Annotated in this window: 12 protein-coding genes; 5 read left to right on the top strand and 7 right to left on the bottom strand. The window is 73.7% G+C overall.

Annotated features, from left to right (window positions below; all coding sequences use genetic code 11):
* Positions 1 to 27 precede the first annotated feature (27 nt).
* On the top strand, positions 28 to 1,674 hold the full coding sequence (locus tag GSF22_RS05210) for a hypothetical protein (RefSeq protein ID WP_208811586.1): 1,647 nt from the start codon (positions 28 to 30) through the stop codon (positions 1,672 to 1,674).
* A 91-nt stretch (positions 1,675 to 1,765) separates the two neighbouring features.
* Here the strand turns inward: GSF22_RS05210 and GSF22_RS05205 are convergent, their stop codons facing one another.
* Positions 1,766 to 4,789, bottom strand: coding sequence for a bifunctional [glutamine synthetase] adenylyltransferase/[glutamine synthetase]-adenylyl-L-tyrosine phosphorylase (locus GSF22_RS05205; protein ID WP_208811585.1), 3,024 nt, complete (start codon positions 4,787 to 4,789; stop codon positions 1,766 to 1,768).
* A gap of 11 nt (positions 4,790 to 4,800) precedes the next feature.
* Positions 4,801 to 5,568 (bottom strand): type 1 glutamine amidotransferase, encoded by a 768-nt coding sequence (locus GSF22_RS05200; RefSeq protein ID WP_208811584.1) that lies wholly within the window; start codon positions 5,566 to 5,568, stop codon positions 4,801 to 4,803.
* 53 nt (positions 5,569 to 5,621) lie between these two features.
* Here GSF22_RS05200 and GSF22_RS05195 point away from each other — a divergent pair, with 53 nt between their 5' ends.
* Positions 5,622 to 6,569: a S66 peptidase family protein gene (locus GSF22_RS05195; protein WP_307803743.1), complete on the top strand. Its 948-nt coding sequence runs from the start codon at positions 5,622 to 5,624 to the stop codon at positions 6,567 to 6,569.
* 121 nt (positions 6,570 to 6,690) lie between these two features.
* The gene (locus GSF22_RS05190) at positions 6,691 to 7,161 is read left to right on the top strand and encodes a hypothetical protein (protein ID WP_208811583.1); all 471 of its coding nucleotides are present in this window, start codon (positions 6,691 to 6,693) and stop codon (positions 7,159 to 7,161) included.
* Between the two features lie 223 nt (positions 7,162 to 7,384).
* On the opposite strand, the gene GSF22_RS05185 is transcribed toward GSF22_RS05190, so the two are convergent.
* The 5 genes from GSF22_RS05185 to glnA all read right to left on the bottom strand — a co-directional run bounded on the left by GSF22_RS05185 (position 7,385) and on the right by glnA (position 14,294).
* Positions 7,385 to 7,744 carry a VOC family protein gene (locus GSF22_RS05185; RefSeq protein WP_244366275.1) on the bottom strand — a complete coding sequence of 120 codons (360 nt, stop codon included), beginning with the start codon at positions 7,742 to 7,744 and terminating at the stop codon, positions 7,385 to 7,387.
* Positions 7,745 to 7,854: 110 nt separating this feature from the next.
* Positions 7,855 to 11,178: an NACHT domain-containing protein gene (locus GSF22_RS05180; RefSeq protein WP_208811582.1), complete on the bottom strand. Its 3,324-nt coding sequence runs from the start codon at positions 11,176 to 11,178 to the stop codon at positions 7,855 to 7,857.
* A 448-nt stretch (positions 11,179 to 11,626) separates the two neighbouring features.
* Positions 11,627 to 12,322: a helix-turn-helix transcriptional regulator gene (locus tag GSF22_RS05175; RefSeq protein ID WP_208811581.1), complete on the bottom strand. Its 696-nt coding sequence runs from the start codon at positions 12,320 to 12,322 to the stop codon at positions 11,627 to 11,629.
* A 58-nt stretch (positions 12,323 to 12,380) separates the two neighbouring features.
* Positions 12,381 to 12,806 (bottom strand): DUF350 domain-containing protein, encoded by a 426-nt coding sequence (locus GSF22_RS05170; protein WP_208811580.1) that lies wholly within the window; start codon positions 12,804 to 12,806, stop codon positions 12,381 to 12,383.
* Positions 12,807 to 12,944: 138 nt separating this feature from the next.
* Positions 12,945 to 14,294, bottom strand: coding sequence for a type I glutamate--ammonia ligase (gene glnA, locus GSF22_RS05165; protein WP_208811599.1), 1,350 nt, complete (start codon positions 14,292 to 14,294; stop codon positions 12,945 to 12,947).
* 288 nt (positions 14,295 to 14,582) lie between these two features.
* Here glnA and GSF22_RS05160 point away from each other — a divergent pair, with 288 nt between their 5' ends.
* Together GSF22_RS05160 and panB are read left to right on the top strand one after the other, a co-directional pair.
* The gene (locus GSF22_RS05160; protein WP_208811579.1) at positions 14,583 to 16,376 is read left to right on the top strand and encodes an NAD+ synthase; all 1,794 of its coding nucleotides are present in this window, start codon (positions 14,583 to 14,585) and stop codon (positions 16,374 to 16,376) included.
* Between the two features lie 201 nt (positions 16,377 to 16,577).
* On the top strand, positions 16,578 to 17,453 hold the full coding sequence (panB, locus tag GSF22_RS05155) for a 3-methyl-2-oxobutanoate hydroxymethyltransferase (RefSeq protein ID WP_208811578.1): 876 nt from the start codon (positions 16,578 to 16,580) through the stop codon (positions 17,451 to 17,453).
* Positions 17,454 to 17,465 lie beyond the last annotated feature (12 nt).

Below are 17,465 nucleotides of genomic sequence, written 5' to 3'. Positions count from 1 at the left end.
TACGGTGGTCGCGGTCGGGAGGTGGGCATGCGGGGCGGTCGGGTGGTGCTGGTCTCCGCTGTCGGCGCCGTCGTGCTCGGCGCGGTGTACCTGGCCCTGCCGATCATGGGTTCGGACCTGTCCGCACAGGTGGCCCGCGCGGGGTTCTTCGCCGAGCACGGTGCCGCCCCGGTGGACCTGCGCTGGTACGGCGGGGTGCACGCGTTCGGCTACAGCCTGGTCTCCCCGCCGGTGATGGCCCTGCTCGGGGTACGTCCCACCGGGGTCCTGGCGCTGGTGGTGGCGTCCGCCGCGTTCGCCGCGCTGCTGGTCCGGGCCCGGGTGCCCCGGCCCTGGGCGGGCAGCCTGGTCGGGGTGGTCTGCATCGCCGGCAACCTGGTCTCCGGCCGGGTCACCTACGGGCTGGGGGTGGCGTTCGGGCTGCTGGCGCTGCTCGCGTTGACCGTCGACGGGGCGACGCAGTCCGGCCCCGGCGGGCAGCCGCGCGCGACACGCTGGCTGCGGTACGGCGGGGCGGCCGGCGGGGCGCTGCTGGCGTCGGCGACCTCGCCGGTGGCCGGGCTCTTCGTCGGGCTGGTGGGCGCGGCGCTGCTGCTCGGCAGCGTGCCGGACACCGCGTCGGGTTTCCGCCGGTACGTCCCGGGGCTGCTGCTCGGGCTGGCCGCCGCCGGGCCCCTGGCGGTGACCGGGTGGGCGTTCGGCGAGGGCGGCTGGATGAACATCAGCCGTACCGACACGGTGCACGCGGTGCTGACCAGCCTGGTGGTGGCCGGCCTGGTGGCGTACCGGCCGGTACGGGTGGGTGCCGTGCTGTCGGCGGTCGGGGTGCTGGCCGCCGCACTGCTGCACACCCCGGTCGGGTTGAACGCGACCCGGCTGGTGGTGATGTTCGCGCTGCCGGTTCTCGCGGCGTGCGCCACCCTGCCCGGCCCGCTGCACCGCCGGTTGGCCCGGCGGGTGTCGGCGCGGATCGTCGGGCAGCCCGCCGGTGGGGTGGCGTTGGTGCTGCTCCTCGGCGTGGTCTGCTGGTGGCAGCCGCCGGTGGTGGTCGCCGACCTGCGCAGCATGGGCGACGCGCCGGCCGACCCGGGCTACTTCTCGCCGCTGCGCGCCGAACTGGACCGGCGGGGCCTGACCGGTCGGGTGGAGATCCCGCCGACCCGCAACTACTGGGAGGCCGCCCACCTGGGTGACGTACCGCTGGCCCGGGGTTGGCTGCGGCAGGCGGACATCGACCGGAACCCGCTGTTCTTCACGACCGTCCCCGGGGCGGCCGGGACCAGGGTGCCGCTGACCGCCGGGTCGTACCGGTCCTGGCTGGCCGACAACGCGGTGCAGTACGTGGCGGTACCGGACACCGCGCTGTCCTGGGTGGGTCGGGCCGAGGCGGAACTGGTCGCCACCGGCCTGCCGTACCTGACCCCGGTCTGGTCGGACCGGCACTGGCGGCTGTACGCGGTCACCGACCCGGAACCGCTCGTCGGGACGCCGGGCGAACTGGTCGGCTGGACGGCCGCCTCGGTGACGTTCCGGGCCCCGGCGGCGGGCACCATCGACCTGCGGGTGCGGTACAGCCGCTGGCTGACCGTGGACGGCGGGGCCACCCTCGCCCCGGCCGGACACTGGTCGACGGTGACCGTGCCCCGGGCCGGCACGTACACGCTCGGCGGCTGAGAGCGCTCAGCGTTCATGCGCTCCGGACTCAGGTGTTAGGAAGGGCCCCTTCCTATACCGAATCCGATAACAGGGGGCCCTTCCTAACACCTCAGCCGAGGACGCGTTCCATGGCGGTCCGCGACCGGCGGCCGGTACGCAGGTACTCGTCGAGGAACTCGCCGGTGTCCTCGGCGCCGAGCAGCCGGGCCACCCCGGCCAGCTCGACCCCGTGCCGGGGCAACTGGTCGCCGGCCCGTCCCCGGACCAGCATCAACGCGTTGCGGACCTGGGCGGCCAGCCGCCAGCCGGCGGTCATCGCGGCGGCGTCGGCCGGGTCGACCAGACCGGCGTCGGCGGCGGCGGCCAGCGCGTCGAGGGTGCGGGTACCGCGCAGCGCGTCGACCGTGCCGGCGTGCTGGAGCTGGATCAGTTGCACGGCCCACTCGACGTCGGCCAGTCCGCCCCGGCCGAGTTTGGTGTGGGTGGCCGGGTCGGCGCCGCGCGGCATCCGCTCGGTCTCCACCCGGGCCTTGATCCGCCGGATCTCGATGACCTGTTCCCGGGTGAGTCCGTCTAGCGGGTAGCGGACCCGGTCGACCATCGTCTCGAACTCCGCACCCAGGTCGGCGTCACCGCAGACGAACCGGGCCCGCAGCAGCGCCTGCGCCTCCCACACCTTCGACCAGCGGGCGTAGTACTGGGCGTACGCGGCGAGGCTGCGCACGAGTGGCCCCTGCCGGCCCTCCGGCCGCAGGTCGGCGTCGACCCCGAGCGGCGGGTCGGGGGCGGGCATGCCGAGCAGGCGACGTAGTTCCTCGGCGATCGCGTGCGCGGCGGCGCTGGCCGAGTCGTCCGGTACCCCGGGTGCCGGGTCGTAGACGAAGAGCACGTCGGCGTCGGAGAGGTAGTTCGACTCGTACCCGCCGAGCCGGCCCATGCCGATGATGGCGAACCGTAGCCCCGGCGGGGCGGGTTTCGCGGCGCGGGCGATGTGCAGCGCGGCGGCCAGGGTGGCGTCGGTGACGTCGGACAGCGCGGTACCCACCGCGGCGATGTCGCCGAGGGTCGCCGGCCCCTGCGGGCGGTCCGCGCCACCCCGGGTGCTGGTGGAGGCGAGCGCCCCGGCCCGGCTGAGCACGTCGGCGCAGGCCAGCCGGACCAGTTCGCGGCGACGCAGGGCGCGTACCGCCCGGATCGCCTCGACCGGGTCGGCGTGCCGCGCGGCGGCGGCGGTGAACCCGTCCCGGAGCACGTCCGCCGGTCGGGCGGTCAGTTCCGGGTCCTCGGCGAGCAGCCGCAGCGCCTCCGGGTCCCGGGCCAGCAGGTCGGCCGCGTACCGGGACAGCGACAGTACCCGGGCCAGCCGGCGGGCCACCGGTCCGGAGTCGCGCAGCAGGCGGAGGTACCACGGGGTGGTGCCGAGCTTGTCGGACACCTGCCGGTAGTTGAGCAGGCCCCGGTCCGGTTCGGGGGCGTCGGCGAAGTCGGAGAGCAGCACCGGCAGCAGGGTCCGCTGGATGGCGGCGGTCCGGCTCACCCCGCCGGTGAGGGCCTGGAGGTGACGCAGGGCGCCGGCCGGGTCGGCGAAGCCGAGGATCTCCAGCCGGTGCCGGGCCGCCTCCGGGGTGAGCCGCAGCCCGTCGGCCGGTACCCGGGCCACCGACTCCAGCAGCGGCCGGTAGAGCAGTTTCGCGTGCAGCCGGCGTACCTCGGTGGCGTGGGTGACCCAGTCGGCGCGGAACGCCTCGACGGCGTCCCGGCCGGGCATGGCGGTGTAGCCGAGCGCGGCGGCCAGCCAGCGCAACGCGGCCGGTTCGGTCGGTACGGTGTGCGTGCGGCGCAGCCCCTGGAGTTGCAGCCGGTGTTCGACGCCACGCAGGAAGCGGTACCCGCGCAGCAGCGCCTCCCCGTCGGCGCGGCCGACGTACCCGCCGGTGACCAGGGCCCGCAGCGCCGGGATGGTGCCCGGCAGCCGCAGTGTCTCGTCGGCCCGGCCGTGCACCAGTTGCAGCAGCTGGACGGCGAACTCGATGTCCCGCAGCCCGCCCGGTCCGCGTTTGATCTCGCGTTCCAGCTCCTTCGGCGGGATGTTGTCGATGATCTTCCGGCGCATCGCCCGGACGTCGTCGACCGCCTCGGGGCGGGCCGCCGCCGCCCAGACCAGCGGGGCGAGCTGGTCGATCCACTCGGCGGCCAGGGCGAGGTCACCGGCGGCCGGGCGGGCCTTGAGCAGGGCCTGGAACTCCCAGGTCCGGGCCCAGCGCCGGTAGTAGGCGAGGTGGCTGGCCAGGGTCCGCACCAGCGGCCCCCGGCTGCCCTCGGGGCGCAGCGCGGCGTCCACCGGCCAGGCGACCAGCCCGCAGATGTGGATCAGCCGGGTGGCGATGCTGGTGCCGGCGGGCAGGTCGTCGTCGCCGGCCGCGACGAAGATGACGTCCACGTCGGAGACGTAGTTGAGTTCCCCGCCGCCGCACTTGCCCATCGCCACCACGGCCAGCCGGGGGGTGGGCGTACCGGCGGGCAGCTCGGCCACCGCGATGCCGTAGGCGGCGGTGAGGGTGGCGTCGGCGAGTGCGGAGAGCGCGGCCATGGTCTGTTCCAGGGCCCGCCCGCCGGTCAGGTCGGCCGCCGCGATCCGCAGCAGGGCCAGCCGGTACGCCCGGCGCAGCGCCGGGATCGCCGGACCGTCCGGGCCGGTCGCTTCGAGCGTGCCGTCGGCGGTCGGGGCGGACCCGTCGGGGCCGGTGGCGAGGGCGGTCCACTGGTCCGGGTTGGCGACCAGGTGGTCGCCGAGCGCGGAGGAGGCCCCGAGCACGGCGACCAGCCGGCGGCGCAGCCCGGCGTCGGCGTACAGGGCGGCCAGCAGCGCCGACGGCGCGTCTTCCGGCGCGGTACGGCGTTCCGCCTCCACGATCCGGTGCAGCTGGCGCAGCGCCAGGTCGGGGTCGGCGGCCCGGGAGAGCGCGGTGAGCAGCTCGGCTGCCGCCGGGTCGGCGGGTTCCTGGGTTTCCGGGTGCCACAGGGCCAGCCCGGTCGGGCCGAGCAGGTCGGCGGCGCGGGCACCGCCGTCGCCGTCGCTGACCCCGAAGCCGTACCGGGCGAGGCGGGCGGGTGCCCGGGTGGGTCTGCTCATCGCCGCCCCGCTCAGTGGCCGAGCAGCGGCAGGGTCCGGCGTGGGCCGGTGTCGTCCAGCTCGCCGAGGGCCAGGGCGGCGAACCGGGCGGCGAAGGGCTGCCACACCTCCTCGACGTCGGCCATCACCGCGTCGCAGGCGGCCACCACCAGCTCCGGGTCGTACCCGAGGTCGGCCAGCAGCCGCGAGTCGGTGGCCCAGTCGGTGATCATCGCGGTGTCGCACTCGATGTGGAACTGCAACCCCCAGGCCCGGTCGCCGAGGCGGAACGCCTGGTGCGGGTACCGGGTGGAGGCGGCCAGCAGGGTGGCGCCCCGGGGCAGTTCGGTGATCTCGTCCACGTGCCACTGGAACACGTCCGGGATCAGCGGCACGTACCGGAACAGCGGGTCGGTCTCGGCGGCGTCCCGCCGGCCGACCACGGCCGGTCCGACCTCCGGCCCGGCGGCGCTGCGCTCACACTCCCCGGCGTGCGCGGTGGCGAGCAGTTGCGCGCCCAGGCAGATGCCCAGGGTCGGTACCCGGTGCCGGACCGCCTTGCGCAGCAGCCCCTCCAGGGCCGGAAACCACGGGGCGCCGGGGGTGCCGTCCGGGTACGGGTAGGGCTGCTGTTCGCCGCCGAGCACCACCAGGGCGGCGTACCCGTCCAGGTCGGCGGGGAGTTCGTCACCGGCGTGCGCCCGCCGGACGTGCAGGTCGAGGCCGGCTTCGGTCAGCCACTCCCCCAGCCTGCGGGGGTCGTCGGTCGGGTCGTTCTCGATCACCAGCGCGGTTGCCACCCGTCGAGGCTAGCGGGTAGCGCGCGGCGGTCCCGATAGGCTCGGCGACTGTGATCTCCGATGTGACGGTGGACGCCGCCGACGGGGTGGTCCGCCCGCCCGCGCTGCGCCCCGGTGACAAGGTGCTGCTGGTCTCCCCGTCCGGGCCGTTGCGACCGGAACGGCTGGCCCGGGGCGTGGAGCTGCTCACCGGTTGGGGCCTGCGGCCGGTGCCCGGCCCGCACGCGTACGACCGGAACGGCTACCTCGCCGGGACGGACGCCGACCGGGCGGCGGACCTCAACCTGGCCTTCGCCGACCCGGAGGTGCGCGGGGTGATCTGCACCCGGGGCGGGTACGGCGCGCAGCGGATGGTGGACCGGATCGACATGGCGCTGGTGCGCCGCGACCCGAAGGTGGTGGCCGGTTTCTCCGACATCACCGCGCTGCAGTTCGCCCTGTGGCAGGGGGCCCGGCTGGCCGGGGTGCACGGGCCCGGGGCGGCCTGGTCCGACGAGCGCACCGGGCTGCGGTCGGCGGAGTCGCTGCACGCGGCGCTGACGACCACCGAACCGGTGACGGTGCGGCGGGACCCGGCCGAGGAGACCTCGGCAGTGTGCGTGCCCGGTACGGCCACCGGGCGGCTGCTCGGCGGGAACCTCTGCCTGATCGCCGCCTCGGTCGGTACCCGGGACCTGCCGGACCTGACCGGGGCGGTCCTGCTGATCGAGGACGTCGAGGAGCCGCCGTACAAGGTCGACCGGATGCTCACCCAGCTGCGCCGGGCCGGGGCGCTGGCCGGGCTGGCCGGGGTGGCGGTGGGCCAGTTCACCAACTGTGCCGACGGTTGGGACACCACCGTCAACGACGTGCTGACCGAGCGGCTGGGCGACCTGGGGGTACCGGTGCTCGGCGGGCTGCCGATCGGCCACGGGCCGGGGCAGCTCACCGTGCCGGTGGGGGTGCCGGCGACCCTGGACACCGAGGCGGGCACACTCACGGTGAGCCCGGCGGTCCGCTGACCAGACCGCAGTTGAGCTGCGGATACTCAGCAAATTTGCAGGTCCGTCACAAGCTGCAATCAGCCAGATCTGTCACGCTGGGTGAAGTCAGGAAAACTCACCGACGATCTGGAGCGCCATCATGTCCCGGAAGTTCACCCGGAAGAACGTGCTGATCGGGCTGGCCGCGGCCGGCGTACTCGGGGTCGGCATCGCCGCGCCGGCGGTCGCGCTGGCCGACAGCAGCGCCAGCCCGAGCCAGTCCGCGTCCCCGACGGAGGACCGGGGCGCCGCGCACCGGACCGAGTTCGCCGAGGCCCTGGCCAAGGAGCTGGGCGTACCGGTGGAGAAGGTCACCGAAGCGCTGGAGAAGGTGCACGAGCAACGCAAGGCGGACCGCGACGAGCGGTGGCGGGACCGCGACAGCAACGAGCGGTGGCGGGACCGCGCCGGTAACGAGGCCGACCGGCAGGCCGCGTTCGCCGAGCGGCTGAAGCAGGCCGTCGCCGACGGCAAGCTCACCCAGGAGCAGGCCGACGCGATCACCAAGGCCGCCGAGGCCGGCGTACTCGGCGGCGGCTGGCGCGGCCACTGGGGCGGGCCGGGCCGCTGAGGACGTCCGGGTGCCCCACCCCGGTGAGGCGGGGCGGGGCACCCGGCACCTCCTCGCCACTCTCCACAACTCCCACGACTCCCCCAACTCCCACGACTCCCCAACTCCCACGACTCCCCAGTCGATCTTGCAGTTGCGGCCCCCCTTATGCCCGTTCCGTGACATATGCCGGGGCCACAACTACAAGATCGACGAGTACGGGTGCTTGGGTGTCGGGCCGGGGTCAGTTTCCCGCTGGCGGGGCGAAGATGCCGAACTGGTTGCCGGACGGGTCGAGCAGGTGGGCGAAGGTCAGCCCGTTGGCCGCGCGCATCAGCGGTACCAGCACCCGGCCGCCGGCCGCCTCGGCCCGCCGGCAGGCGTCGGCCACATCCGCCACCTGCACGTTGAAGATCGCGTACCCGGGATGCGTGCCGCCGCTGTCCCGCAGGCCACCGCCGATCGGGCCCGCGCCGGTGTCGATGATCCGGTAGGCGGCGTCCCCCTCGGTGCGGAAGGTCCAGCCGAACAGGTCGCCGTAGAACCGCTCGGCCGCCTCGGGCTGGTCGGTGCCGATCTCGAACCAGGTCACCGCGTTGGTCATGATGTCACTCCTGTACCCGCCGGTCGGTCGACCGGCCCTCGACAACGAGGATCGGCCGGTACCGCGACAACCCTGTGTCGGTGTTTCCGCGCCCGGGACGGTGACCCGGCTCACTCCCGCCCGTCGGCAGGCCCGTCGACCAGCGGACGCAGCCGCTGCACCAGGTCGGGTCGACGGTCCCCGTACCGCCGCCGGAAGCTCTCCGCCTCGGCGGCCGAGAGTGGCACCCGGCCCAGTTCGAGTTCGTACAGCCGGACCAGTACGTCGGCGAAGAGGTCGTCCAGCCAGTCGACGTACTCGCCCCGCCGGGACAGGGCGAGCAGTTCGTCGGTCATCATGTACAGCTTCACGTCGACCGTCCGGTCCCGACCGAGCAGGGCCACGATGCAGCGGAGCGCCGCCGTCGTCCCGGAGCCCCGGTCGACCACCACGTCGGTACAGGCCATCAGGATCTCGAAGGCCAGTTCGGCGGGCACCTCCCGGTCGCCGGCCAACCGGTCCAGCAGCAGCAGCGGATAGGTGTACGGCAGCGACCCCCACTGGTTCTCGACGGTGACGGCGACCCGCGCGCACCGCCGGTACGCCCGGGCCTGTTCCTCCGGCGCCACCCCGTGGAAGTACGGCAGCAGCCAGGCGTCGAGCAGCAGCCGGGCCGCCGACGGCAGGGCATCGGCCCAGGGACGGACGAACAGACTGGTCGAATCGGGCAGGTAGTCGACGATCGGCTCCAGGGTGTGCCGCACCGTGTCGTCGTCGACGTCGCACTCGAAGTGCGTCCGGCGCCGGAACCAGGTCTCCTGATCCGGTACCTGGTAGAACAGCACATCGACATCGGCGACCGGGCGCAGGCCGTGCGCCCAGGGCATGTCCACCGGCGGCGGGGTGAAGCCGCCGTCGTCGCGGGACAGCGCGACGTCCCGGCCGTGCCCGGTCACCCGACGGTCCAGGGCCAGCGCGTTGACCAGGCTGGCCCACTCCTCGTCGTCGAGCTGGGACCTCCACAGCAGGGCCTGACCGCGCCACCGGCCCACCACGTCGGTGACGTCCGGGAAGAGCTGCCCGGCGGTCACCTCGCCGGCCGCGCAGACCGCCAGCAGCAGCAGGTTCGCCGTGTACGCGGCGTGCCGGGCCGGCACCGGCAGCAGCATCGGCCGGTACCCGTCGAAGCGGCGCCCGCCGGTCGCGTACGGTGCCGCCCGGAACAGCCGCAGCAGCAGGTCGGCCCAGTCGGCGCGACGCTGCTCGTCGAGCGTGGCGGTGTGCTCGGCGAGGAAGGCGAGCACCGGGGCGCGACTGGTCAGCACCGCGTACGACAGCAGGGCGTGCAGCAGGTCGTCGTCGACCGGGTCCCCGCCCAGGGACAGGCTGGACGCGGTGTCCCGGGCCACCAGGTCGGCCAGCACCTGGGTGGTGAACCGGGCCACCAGGTACTCGCCGAACGTGGCGTGCAGGAACTCGTAGCTCTCGTGCCGGGTGTCGTCCAGGGTGGCCCGGGACCGGTGGATGAAGAAGAACCGGCCGAGCACCACCTCGGCGGCCCGCAGCGGGGTACGCAGGCCGGACCGGTCCACGGCGGACGCCGGGGCGCCGACCTTCAACGCGGCGAGGTCGGCCTCCAGGTCGGTGTCGGTGACCGCCTGGGCCCGCCGGTTGAACATGGCGAACGCGACCACCGACAACCGCCGCAACTCCTCCTCGACCGCCCGGTCCAGGTCCCGCGCGGAGAGCCCGGCACGGTGCTTGACCACCTCCCGGCGGGCGAACCGGCGCAGCAGCCGTTCGTACAGCTCGCCCCGGCGCAGGTCACCCGCGCTGCGCAGGTCGTTGCCCTCGGCGTCGTAGAGCGCCAGCATCAGCAGCAGCAGGGGTTGTCCGGCCAGCTCCCGGTGGGCCAGCACGGTCGCCGGGTCCAGCCGCTGCACGCCGAGCGCGGCGAACGGGCCGGCGTTGACCATGTTCCAGGTGTCCACCCAGGCGGCGACCCGGGCGTCGTCGAAGGGTTCGAGCCGTACCGCCACCGTCCCGGCCGGTGGCTGGGCCCGGTCGGCGACGCTGGTCCGGCTGGTCACCAGCACCGCGACCGGTCGGCCCTGGTCGGCCTCCCGGCGTTGGAAGGCGGCCACCCGGCGCAGGTAGTCGGTCTGGGCCACCCCGGTGGCCTGGAGCAGCTCGTCGAAGCCGTCGAGCAGCACCACCGGCAGGGCGTCCCCGGCGGAGCGGGACAGCGCCGGCCAGTCGACCCGTTCCCCGGTGTCGTACCGGACCGCCTGCTCGATCTGCTCCTGGAGGTCGGCGGCGGCGTACACGTGCCGCAGGGTCACCCGGACCACCATGAAGTCGGCGGCCGGGAGCTGGGCGGCGAGGATCCGGGTCAGCAGGGACTTGCCCGAGCCGGGCTGGCCGAGCACCAGCAGCGGTGCCACGGTCGCGCCGGGTGAGGTGAGGTGCACCAGCAGCGACTGCCACAGGTCGTCCCGCAGGGGTTGCCGGTCCCACCAGGCCTCGTCGCTGGGCCGGTCGGCGGGGGCGAGGGCGACGATCCGGCACAGCGGCGGCACGTACGCCGCGCCGAGGGTGGGCACCCGCAGTCCGGCCGGTACCTCGCCGGAGGCGACGATCGGCTGGTCCAGTTCGGTGGCGTACGCCCGGGCCAGCGCGGCCCGCCGCTCGTCCGGCGCCCGGCCGGTGGAGATGGCGTCCAGGGCGGCCCGCAACTCGACCAGCCCGGCGGCCAGCGACCGGAGTTCGCCCCGGGTGGCCTCGTGCTCGTGCAGCCCGAGCCAGAACCGCACCTCGGGGAACTCGGCGGCAAACTGGGTGAGCAGGTCCCGGTGCCGGTCGGCGGCCCGCTCCGGGGCGCTGTCCAGCAGCGCGGCGAAGGCCCGCTGACCGGCCCGGTCGAGCCGCTCCCAGGCGGCCAGCCCGCGCACGAAGTTGCCCAGTCGCAGGCCGAGCGTGCCGTAGAAGTCGACCAGCGCCGCCCGGTAGCGCGGGTACGGCAGGTGCGGGCCGGGTACCGGGGCAACGGTGCCGAAGAGCGCGTCGGTCAGCATCCGGGGGTCCGGGGCGTACGCCCCGGCGAAGGTCAGCTGCTCGCCCGCGTCGACCGCCAGGTCGGCGAAGGCGAACGGCAGCTCCGCCCGGGCCAGCACCTCGAAGTACGCGGTGACCGCGAGGACCGCGTGGGCCGCCTCCAGCCGCTGGGTGCGACCGTACCGGGACAGCCCGGAACGCCGCTCGGACGCGGAGCGGACCAGGTCGTGGCCGAGCCGGACGAACTCGGCCTTGGCGTCGAAGATGCCGAGCAGGGCCGGCAACGGCACCGAGGCGGCCAGCAGCACACCCCCGGTCAGCCTGTCGAACGTCTCGACGAACCGGCTCCGCTGCCCGCCGAGCAGGCGTACCGCGTCGGCGTAGCTGAGCACCTGGGGCACGCGGTGCTTCCTTCCACATCGGAGGCTGCTTGCGTGCTTCAGCATGCCGCACGGGTGCGACCGGCACCGCACCGGACGGGACCGGACACCCGGCCGCCGCCCCTCGATCCACTCCGTTCTCAGGAAGTCGGGCTGTCGGGTCGGGACAACACCCCGACCACCAGGAAACTGAGTGGATCATTGAGCGGGTGGTACGGCGGGTCGTCGTTTGCTGGCACAAACGGTGCAGCTCGACAGGCGACGAGTGGACGGCCCACCAGCCGAGGAGCACGACGAACGGACGGCCCACCAGCCGAGGACCACGACGAACGGACAGCCCACCAGCCGAGGACCACGACGAATGGACGGTCCACCAGCCGAGGACCACGACCACTGCCGACCGACGGACGAACGGCGCCGGATCGGGTCTGCCGCCGGAGCGAACCCGAACGCGGCTCGCCGCGCCCGGTCAGACCAGGCTGACCTGACGGAACCGCTCGCGCGGGATGTCCAGGTCGTCCGGGTCCAGCGCCCGGTGCGGGGCGACCTCGGCCAGCGCCGTCACCGAGGTCATCCGGTCGGTGCGGAAGGCGCGCAGCTCGTCACGGAGCCGGCACCAGGCCACCAGGTACCAGTGGACGGGGGTGCCGAGGAAGCCGAGCGGCTCGACGTCCCGCACGGTAGTGGCGCCGCGCTGGTCGGCGTACCGCAGGCGGAGCACCCGGCGCGCGGTGAGCGCGTCGGCGACGAGGGCCGGGACGGGCGTGGCCGGCCCGGTGCCGACCAGGTGCACCCGGCCGGCGAGGTCGTGGGCCGCCTCGGCGGCGGCCGGGGGCAACACGGCGAGCACCTTGCGCAGCGCGGTGCCGGCCGGCCCGGCGAACGGGGTGCCGGCGAGCCGGTGCAGGGCCACCGCCATCGCCACCGCCTCGGCCGGGGTGACGTTGACCGGTGGCAGGGTGCGGGCGGCGTCGAGCACGTACCCGCCGGCCCGACCCGGCTCGGCCCAGATCGGCACCCCGGCCTGCTGGAGGGCGCTGATGTCCCGCTCGACCGTCCGGGTGCTCACCTCGAACCGGCCGGCGAGCCAGCGCGCGCTGCGCGGGCGCGGGGTGACCGCCCGCAACTCCTCGACGATGGCGTAGAGGCGGTCGGTGCGGTTCACGGCCGGAGGCTATCCGGCGGGTACGACATCCGGCCGGGCCGGACGCTCCTGTGCTGCGTCAGGCGATGCAGGCGCAGACGATCAGGGCGGCACCGAAGTGGGTGGCCGCGCTGACCCGGGCCGCCGGGTGCGGCTCGTCGGAGCAGATGATCTCGCCGAGCTTGCCCGGGGTGAGCAGGTCGAGCACGAAGAACGCGAGCGCCATGATGATCAGGCCGATCAGCCCGAAGATGACCGTGGAGGCCAGCCCCTTGCTGAACGACGAGTAGCTGGTCAGGATGGCGGTGAAGACGATGCCGGCGATGCCGAGCTGGTTGGCCGCGAGCAGCAGGGCGGCGTTACCGTTGCGGCGGACCCAGATCAGCTCCCGCAACCGGCCCGGGGTCAGCACGTCGACCAGCACGAAGCCGGCCGCCATCAGGGCCACGCCGACCACACCGAAGACGATGCTCTGCCAGGCTCCCGTGAGCAGATCCTCCAGCACCGACTGCCTCCCATAGGGGTACGCCCGGCGCGGATGCCGGTCACGTGGTCGAGACGATAGCGTGCCCGACCCGGTCCGGCTGACCCACCGATTGTCCTGTTCGGGATGTCCGACGGGTCAGCCGTACCCCGGAGGTGTTCAGAGGGAGAGGTAGCGCTGCCGCTCGTACGGGGTGACCTCACGCCGGTACTGCTCCCACTCGGCGCGCTTGTTGCGCAGGAAGAAGTCGAAGACGTGCTCCCCGAGCACCTCGGCGACCAGTTCGCTGCCGGCCATCACGTCGATCGCCTCGGCGAGGTTCTCCGGCAGGGACTCGTACCCCATGGCCCGGCGCTCGGCGTTGGACAGCGACCAGACGTCGTCCTCGGCGCCCGGCGGCAGCTCGTAACCCTCCTCGATGCCCTTGAGCCCGGCACCGAGCAGCACCGCGAAGGCGAGGTACGGGTTGGCGGCCGAGTCGGGCGAGCGGACCTCGACCCGGGCCGAGTTGGGCTTGCCGTACGCCGGCACCCGGACCAGGGCGGACCGGTTGAGGTGCCCCCAGCAGACGTACGCCGGGCTCTCGGTGATCCGGTCCGGCAGTTGCAGCGGGAAGAGCCGCTTGTACGAGTTGACCCACTGGTTGGTGACCGCCGTGTACTCCCGGGCGTGCACCAGCAGACCGGCGATGAACGCCCGGGCGACCTTGGAGAGCTTCATCGGGTCGCTGGGGTCGTGGAAGGCGTTCCGCTCCCCCTCGAAGAGGGAGAGGTGGGTGTGCATGCCGCTGCCGGGCTGGTCGGTGAAGGGCTTGGGCATGAAGGTGGCGCGTACCCCGGTGGAGAGCGCGACCTCCTTGACCACGTGCCGGAAGGTCATGATGTTGTCGGCGGTGGCCAGCGCGTCGGCGTAGCGCAGGTCGATCTCCTGCTGCCCGGGGGCGACCTCGTGGTGGCTGAACTCGACCGAGATGCCGATCCGCTCCAGCGCGAGCACGGCCTGGCGGCGGAAGTCGCGGGCCACGGCGTGGGTGGTGTGCTCGAAGTAGCCGCCGCTGTCCACCGGTACCGGCACCGAACCGTCGGCGCCGCCGTTCTCCAGCAGGAAGAACTCGATCTCCGGGTGGGTGTAGAAGGTGAAGCCCTTCTCCGCCGCCCGGGACAGGGCCCGGCGCAGTACGTGCCGGGGGTCGGCCCAGGACGGGCTGCCGTCGGGGAGCAGGATGTCGCAGAACATCCGGGCGCTCTCGCCGCTGACCCCGCCCTCGAAGGGGAAGACCTGGAAGGTGGTCGGGTCGGGCATGGCGACCATGTCGGACTCGAAGACCCGGGCGAACCCCTCGATGGCGGAGCCGTCGAAGCCGATGCCCTCCTCGAAGGCCGCCTCCAGCTCGGCCGGGGCCACCGAGACGCTCTTGAGCGTGCCGAGCACGTCGGTGAACCACAGCCGGACGAAACGGATGTCACGCTCTTCCAGCGTGCGGAGCACGAACTCCTGCTGACGGTCCACTTCCACCCCTTGCGACTTCTTGCCGGCCTCCGGCAGAGCCGGCGCGCGCCTGGCCGCCCAGTCTCCACCGGCCTCGTTTCGCAGACGTTACGAGAATCCGATGACGGTCGATGACCTGGGGGTGATGCACGCACCTCCCGGTCCCTCCGCCCCAACATACTGCCCCGGCCGCCCGCGCGGCGGCGGCAGTCCACCACACGGCCGGGCATCGCAGGACGCCGACCTGATCGGGGCGGACCTGCGCGGGGCGCGGGTATGGCGGGCGGGTCGACCGGGCAAGATGGGGGCATGCCGACCCTGCGCCTCGCCCTCGCCCAGGTCAACCCGACCGTCGGTGACCTCACCGGCAACGCGGAGATCGTCCGGCGGGTGGCCCGTGACGCCGCCACCGCCGGCGCGCACCTGCTCGCCTTCCCCGAGATGATGCTGACCGGGTACCCGGTCGAGGATCTGGTCTTCCGGCACTCCTTCACCGCCGCCTCCCGGGAGGCGCTGCACCGGCTCGCCGCCGACCTGGCCGCCGACGGCCTGGGCGACCTGCCGGTGGTGGTCGGCTACCTGGACGCCGACGGTCCGCCCGCGATCAGCGCGGACGCGGAGCCGGGCCGGGGGCCGCGCAACGCCGCCGCCCTGCTGCACGGCGGTACGGTGGCGGCCACCTACGTCAAGCACCACCTGCCCAACTACGGGGTGTTCGACGAGGACCGGTACTTCGTCCCCGGGGACACGCTGACCGTGGTCCGGCTCGGCGGGGTGGACGTGGCGCTGACCATCTGCGAGGACCTGTGGCAGGCCGGTGGCCCGTTCGCGGTCGCCCGGCAGGCCGGGGTCGGCCTGGTCGTCAACATCAACGGTTCGCCGTACGAGTTGAACAAGGACGACATCCGGCTGCCGCTGGTCCGGCGGCGGGCCGCCGAGGCCGGGGCGACCATCGCGTACGTCAACATGGTCGGCGGTCAGGACGAGCTGGTCTTCGACGGGGACTCGATGATCGTCGCGGCGGACGGCACCCTGCTGGCCCGCGCGCCGCAGTTCGTCGAGCACCTGCTGCTGCACGACGTGGCACTGCCGGAGCCGACCGGGGACGGCGCGGCGACCAGCGAACCCGCCGGGGCAGCCGGCGAGATGCTGGAGCAGCGGGCCGACCACCTGCGGGTGGTGCGTACCCGGCTCACCGACGCGCCACCGGCACCGGCCGGCCCGCCGGCCGTCGGCGGGATCATCGAGCCGGTCGCCGACGAGGCGGAGGTCTGGCACGCGCTGGTACTCGGCCTGCGCGACTACGTCCGGAAGAACCGCTTCCCGTCGGTGGTACTCGGACTCTCCGGCGGCATCGACTCGGCGGTGGTGGCGGCGATCGCGGTCGACGCGCTCGGCGCGGACCGGGTGGTCGGGGTCTCCATGCCCAGCCAGCACTCGTCGGAGCATTCCCGGGCGGACGCGGCGGACCTGGCCAAGCGGACCGGGCTGGACTACCGGACCGAGCCGATCCAGCCGATGGTGGACACCTACCTGGCCAACATGTCGCTCTCCGGCGTGGCGGTGGAGAACCTCCAGGCCCGGGTACGGGGGGTGATCCTGATGGCCCTGTCGAACCAGGAGGGCCACCTGGTGCTGACCACCGGCAACAAGAGCGAACTGGCGGTCGGGTACTCCACCCTCTACGGCGACTCGGTCGGCGGCTTCAACCCGATCAAGGATGTCTGGAAGACGCTGGTCTGGAAGCTCGCCCGGTGGCGTAACGCCGACGCGGCCAGCCGGGGCGAGACGCCGCCGATCCCGGAGAACTCGATCGGCAAGCCGCCGAGCGCCGAACTGAGCCCGGGGCAGCTCGACAGCGACACCCTGCCCGACTACTCGGTGCTGGACCCGATCCTGATGGCGTACGTCGACACCGACCTGGGCCGGCAGGGGCTGGTCGAGGCCGGTCACGACCCGGCGGTGCTGGACCGGGTACTACGGATGGTGGACACCGCCGAGTACAAGCGCCGGCAGTCCGCTCCGGGTACGAAGATCTCGATGAAGGCGTTCGGCCGGGACCGGCGGCTGCCGATCACCAACCGGTGGCGGGAACACGGTTGAGCGGTGGACGGCCGGGCCGTGCGGTTGAGCGACGGACGGCCGGGCCGTGACCACGGTGGGATCGGGGTGAACACGCTGCGATCGGAGTGACGACCGCAGAGTGAAATCCTCCACTGCGTACTGCCGCAGCCGGTCGGGCCGGTGCGACGATGCGGGTGACCCGGGGACCGCGAGGGCGGCCTTGAGGTGAGAGGAGCAACCATGTCCGCGTCAGGGACGAATCCGACATCCGGCACGGTCGACACACCCACCGGGGTGCCCACGCTCTACGGTGGTCCGGCCACCCGACGGGTACGCACCCGCGACCTGATCGCCGCCAAGCAGCGGGGTGAGCGCTGGCCCATGCTGACCGCGTACGACCAGTACACCGCCTCGATCTTCGACCAGGCGGGCATCCCGGTGCTGCTGGTCGGCGACTCGGCCGCCAACAACGTGTTCGGGCACGAGACCACCCTGCCGGTGACCGTCGACGAGTTGCTGCCGCTGGTCCGCGCGGTGGTCCGGGCCACCCGGCACAGTCTGGTCGTGGGTGACCTGCCGTTCGGCTCGTACGAGGAGGGCCCGACGCAGGCGGTACGCACCGCCGTACGGTTCATGAAGGAGGGTGGCTGCCACGCGGTCAAACTGGAGGGCGGTCGGCGGTGCGCGGCGCAGATCGCGGCGATCGCGGCGGCCGGCATCCCGGTGATGGCGCACATCGGGTTCACCCCGCAGAGCGAGCACGCCATCGGCGGCTACCTGGTGCAGGGGCGCGGTGACGCGGCCGGGGACGTACTCGCCGACGCCCGGGCGGTGACCGAGGCGGGCGCGTTCGCGGTGGTACTGGAGATGGTGCCGGGCGAGGTGGCCAAGCAGATCACCCACGAGCTGCCCATTCCGACCATCGGTATCGGCGCCGGTCCGGACACCGACGCGCAGGTGCTGGTCTGGCAGGACATGGCCGGGCTGCGTCCCGGCCGCGCGCCGCGCTTCGTGAAGCGGTACGCCGACCTGGCCGGGGTACTGGCCGAGGCCACCCGACGGTTCGCGGACGAGGTACGCGGCGGCGAGTTCCCCGCTGCCGAGCACACCTTCTGACCCGCACCCACC

It is taken from the genome of Micromonospora echinofusca (genome assembly GCF_017614955.1).
GTDB classification, from domain to species: domain Bacteria; phylum Actinomycetota; class Actinomycetes; order Mycobacteriales; family Micromonosporaceae; genus Micromonospora; species Micromonospora echinofusca_A.
The sequence above is the reverse complement of the archived record's forward strand: the minus strand, read 5'-3'. Positions and strand labels throughout refer to the sequence as shown.

What these genes read in the sequence shown, in the direction of transcription:
- GSF22_RS05210 (WP_208811586.1), top strand. Translation starts at nt 28, where the DNA reads ATGCGGGGCGGTCGGGTGGTGCTGGTCTCCGCTGTCGGCGCCGTCGTG.
- GSF22_RS05205 (WP_208811585.1), bottom strand. Translation starts at nt 4,789, where the DNA reads ATGAGCAGACCCACCCGGGCACCCGCCCGCCTCGCCCGGTACGGCTTC.
- GSF22_RS05190 (WP_208811583.1), top strand. Translation starts at nt 6,691, where the DNA reads ATGTCCCGGAAGTTCACCCGGAAGAACGTGCTGATCGGGCTGGCCGCG.
- GSF22_RS05185 (WP_244366275.1), bottom strand. Translation starts at nt 7,744, where the DNA reads ATGACCAACGCGGTGACCTGGTTCGAGATCGGCACCGACCAGCCCGAG.
- GSF22_RS05160 (WP_208811579.1), top strand. Translation starts at nt 14,583, where the DNA reads ATGCCGACCCTGCGCCTCGCCCTCGCCCAGGTCAACCCGACCGTCGGT.
- panB (WP_208811578.1), top strand. Translation starts at nt 16,578, where the DNA reads ATGTCCGCGTCAGGGACGAATCCGACATCCGGCACGGTCGACACACCC.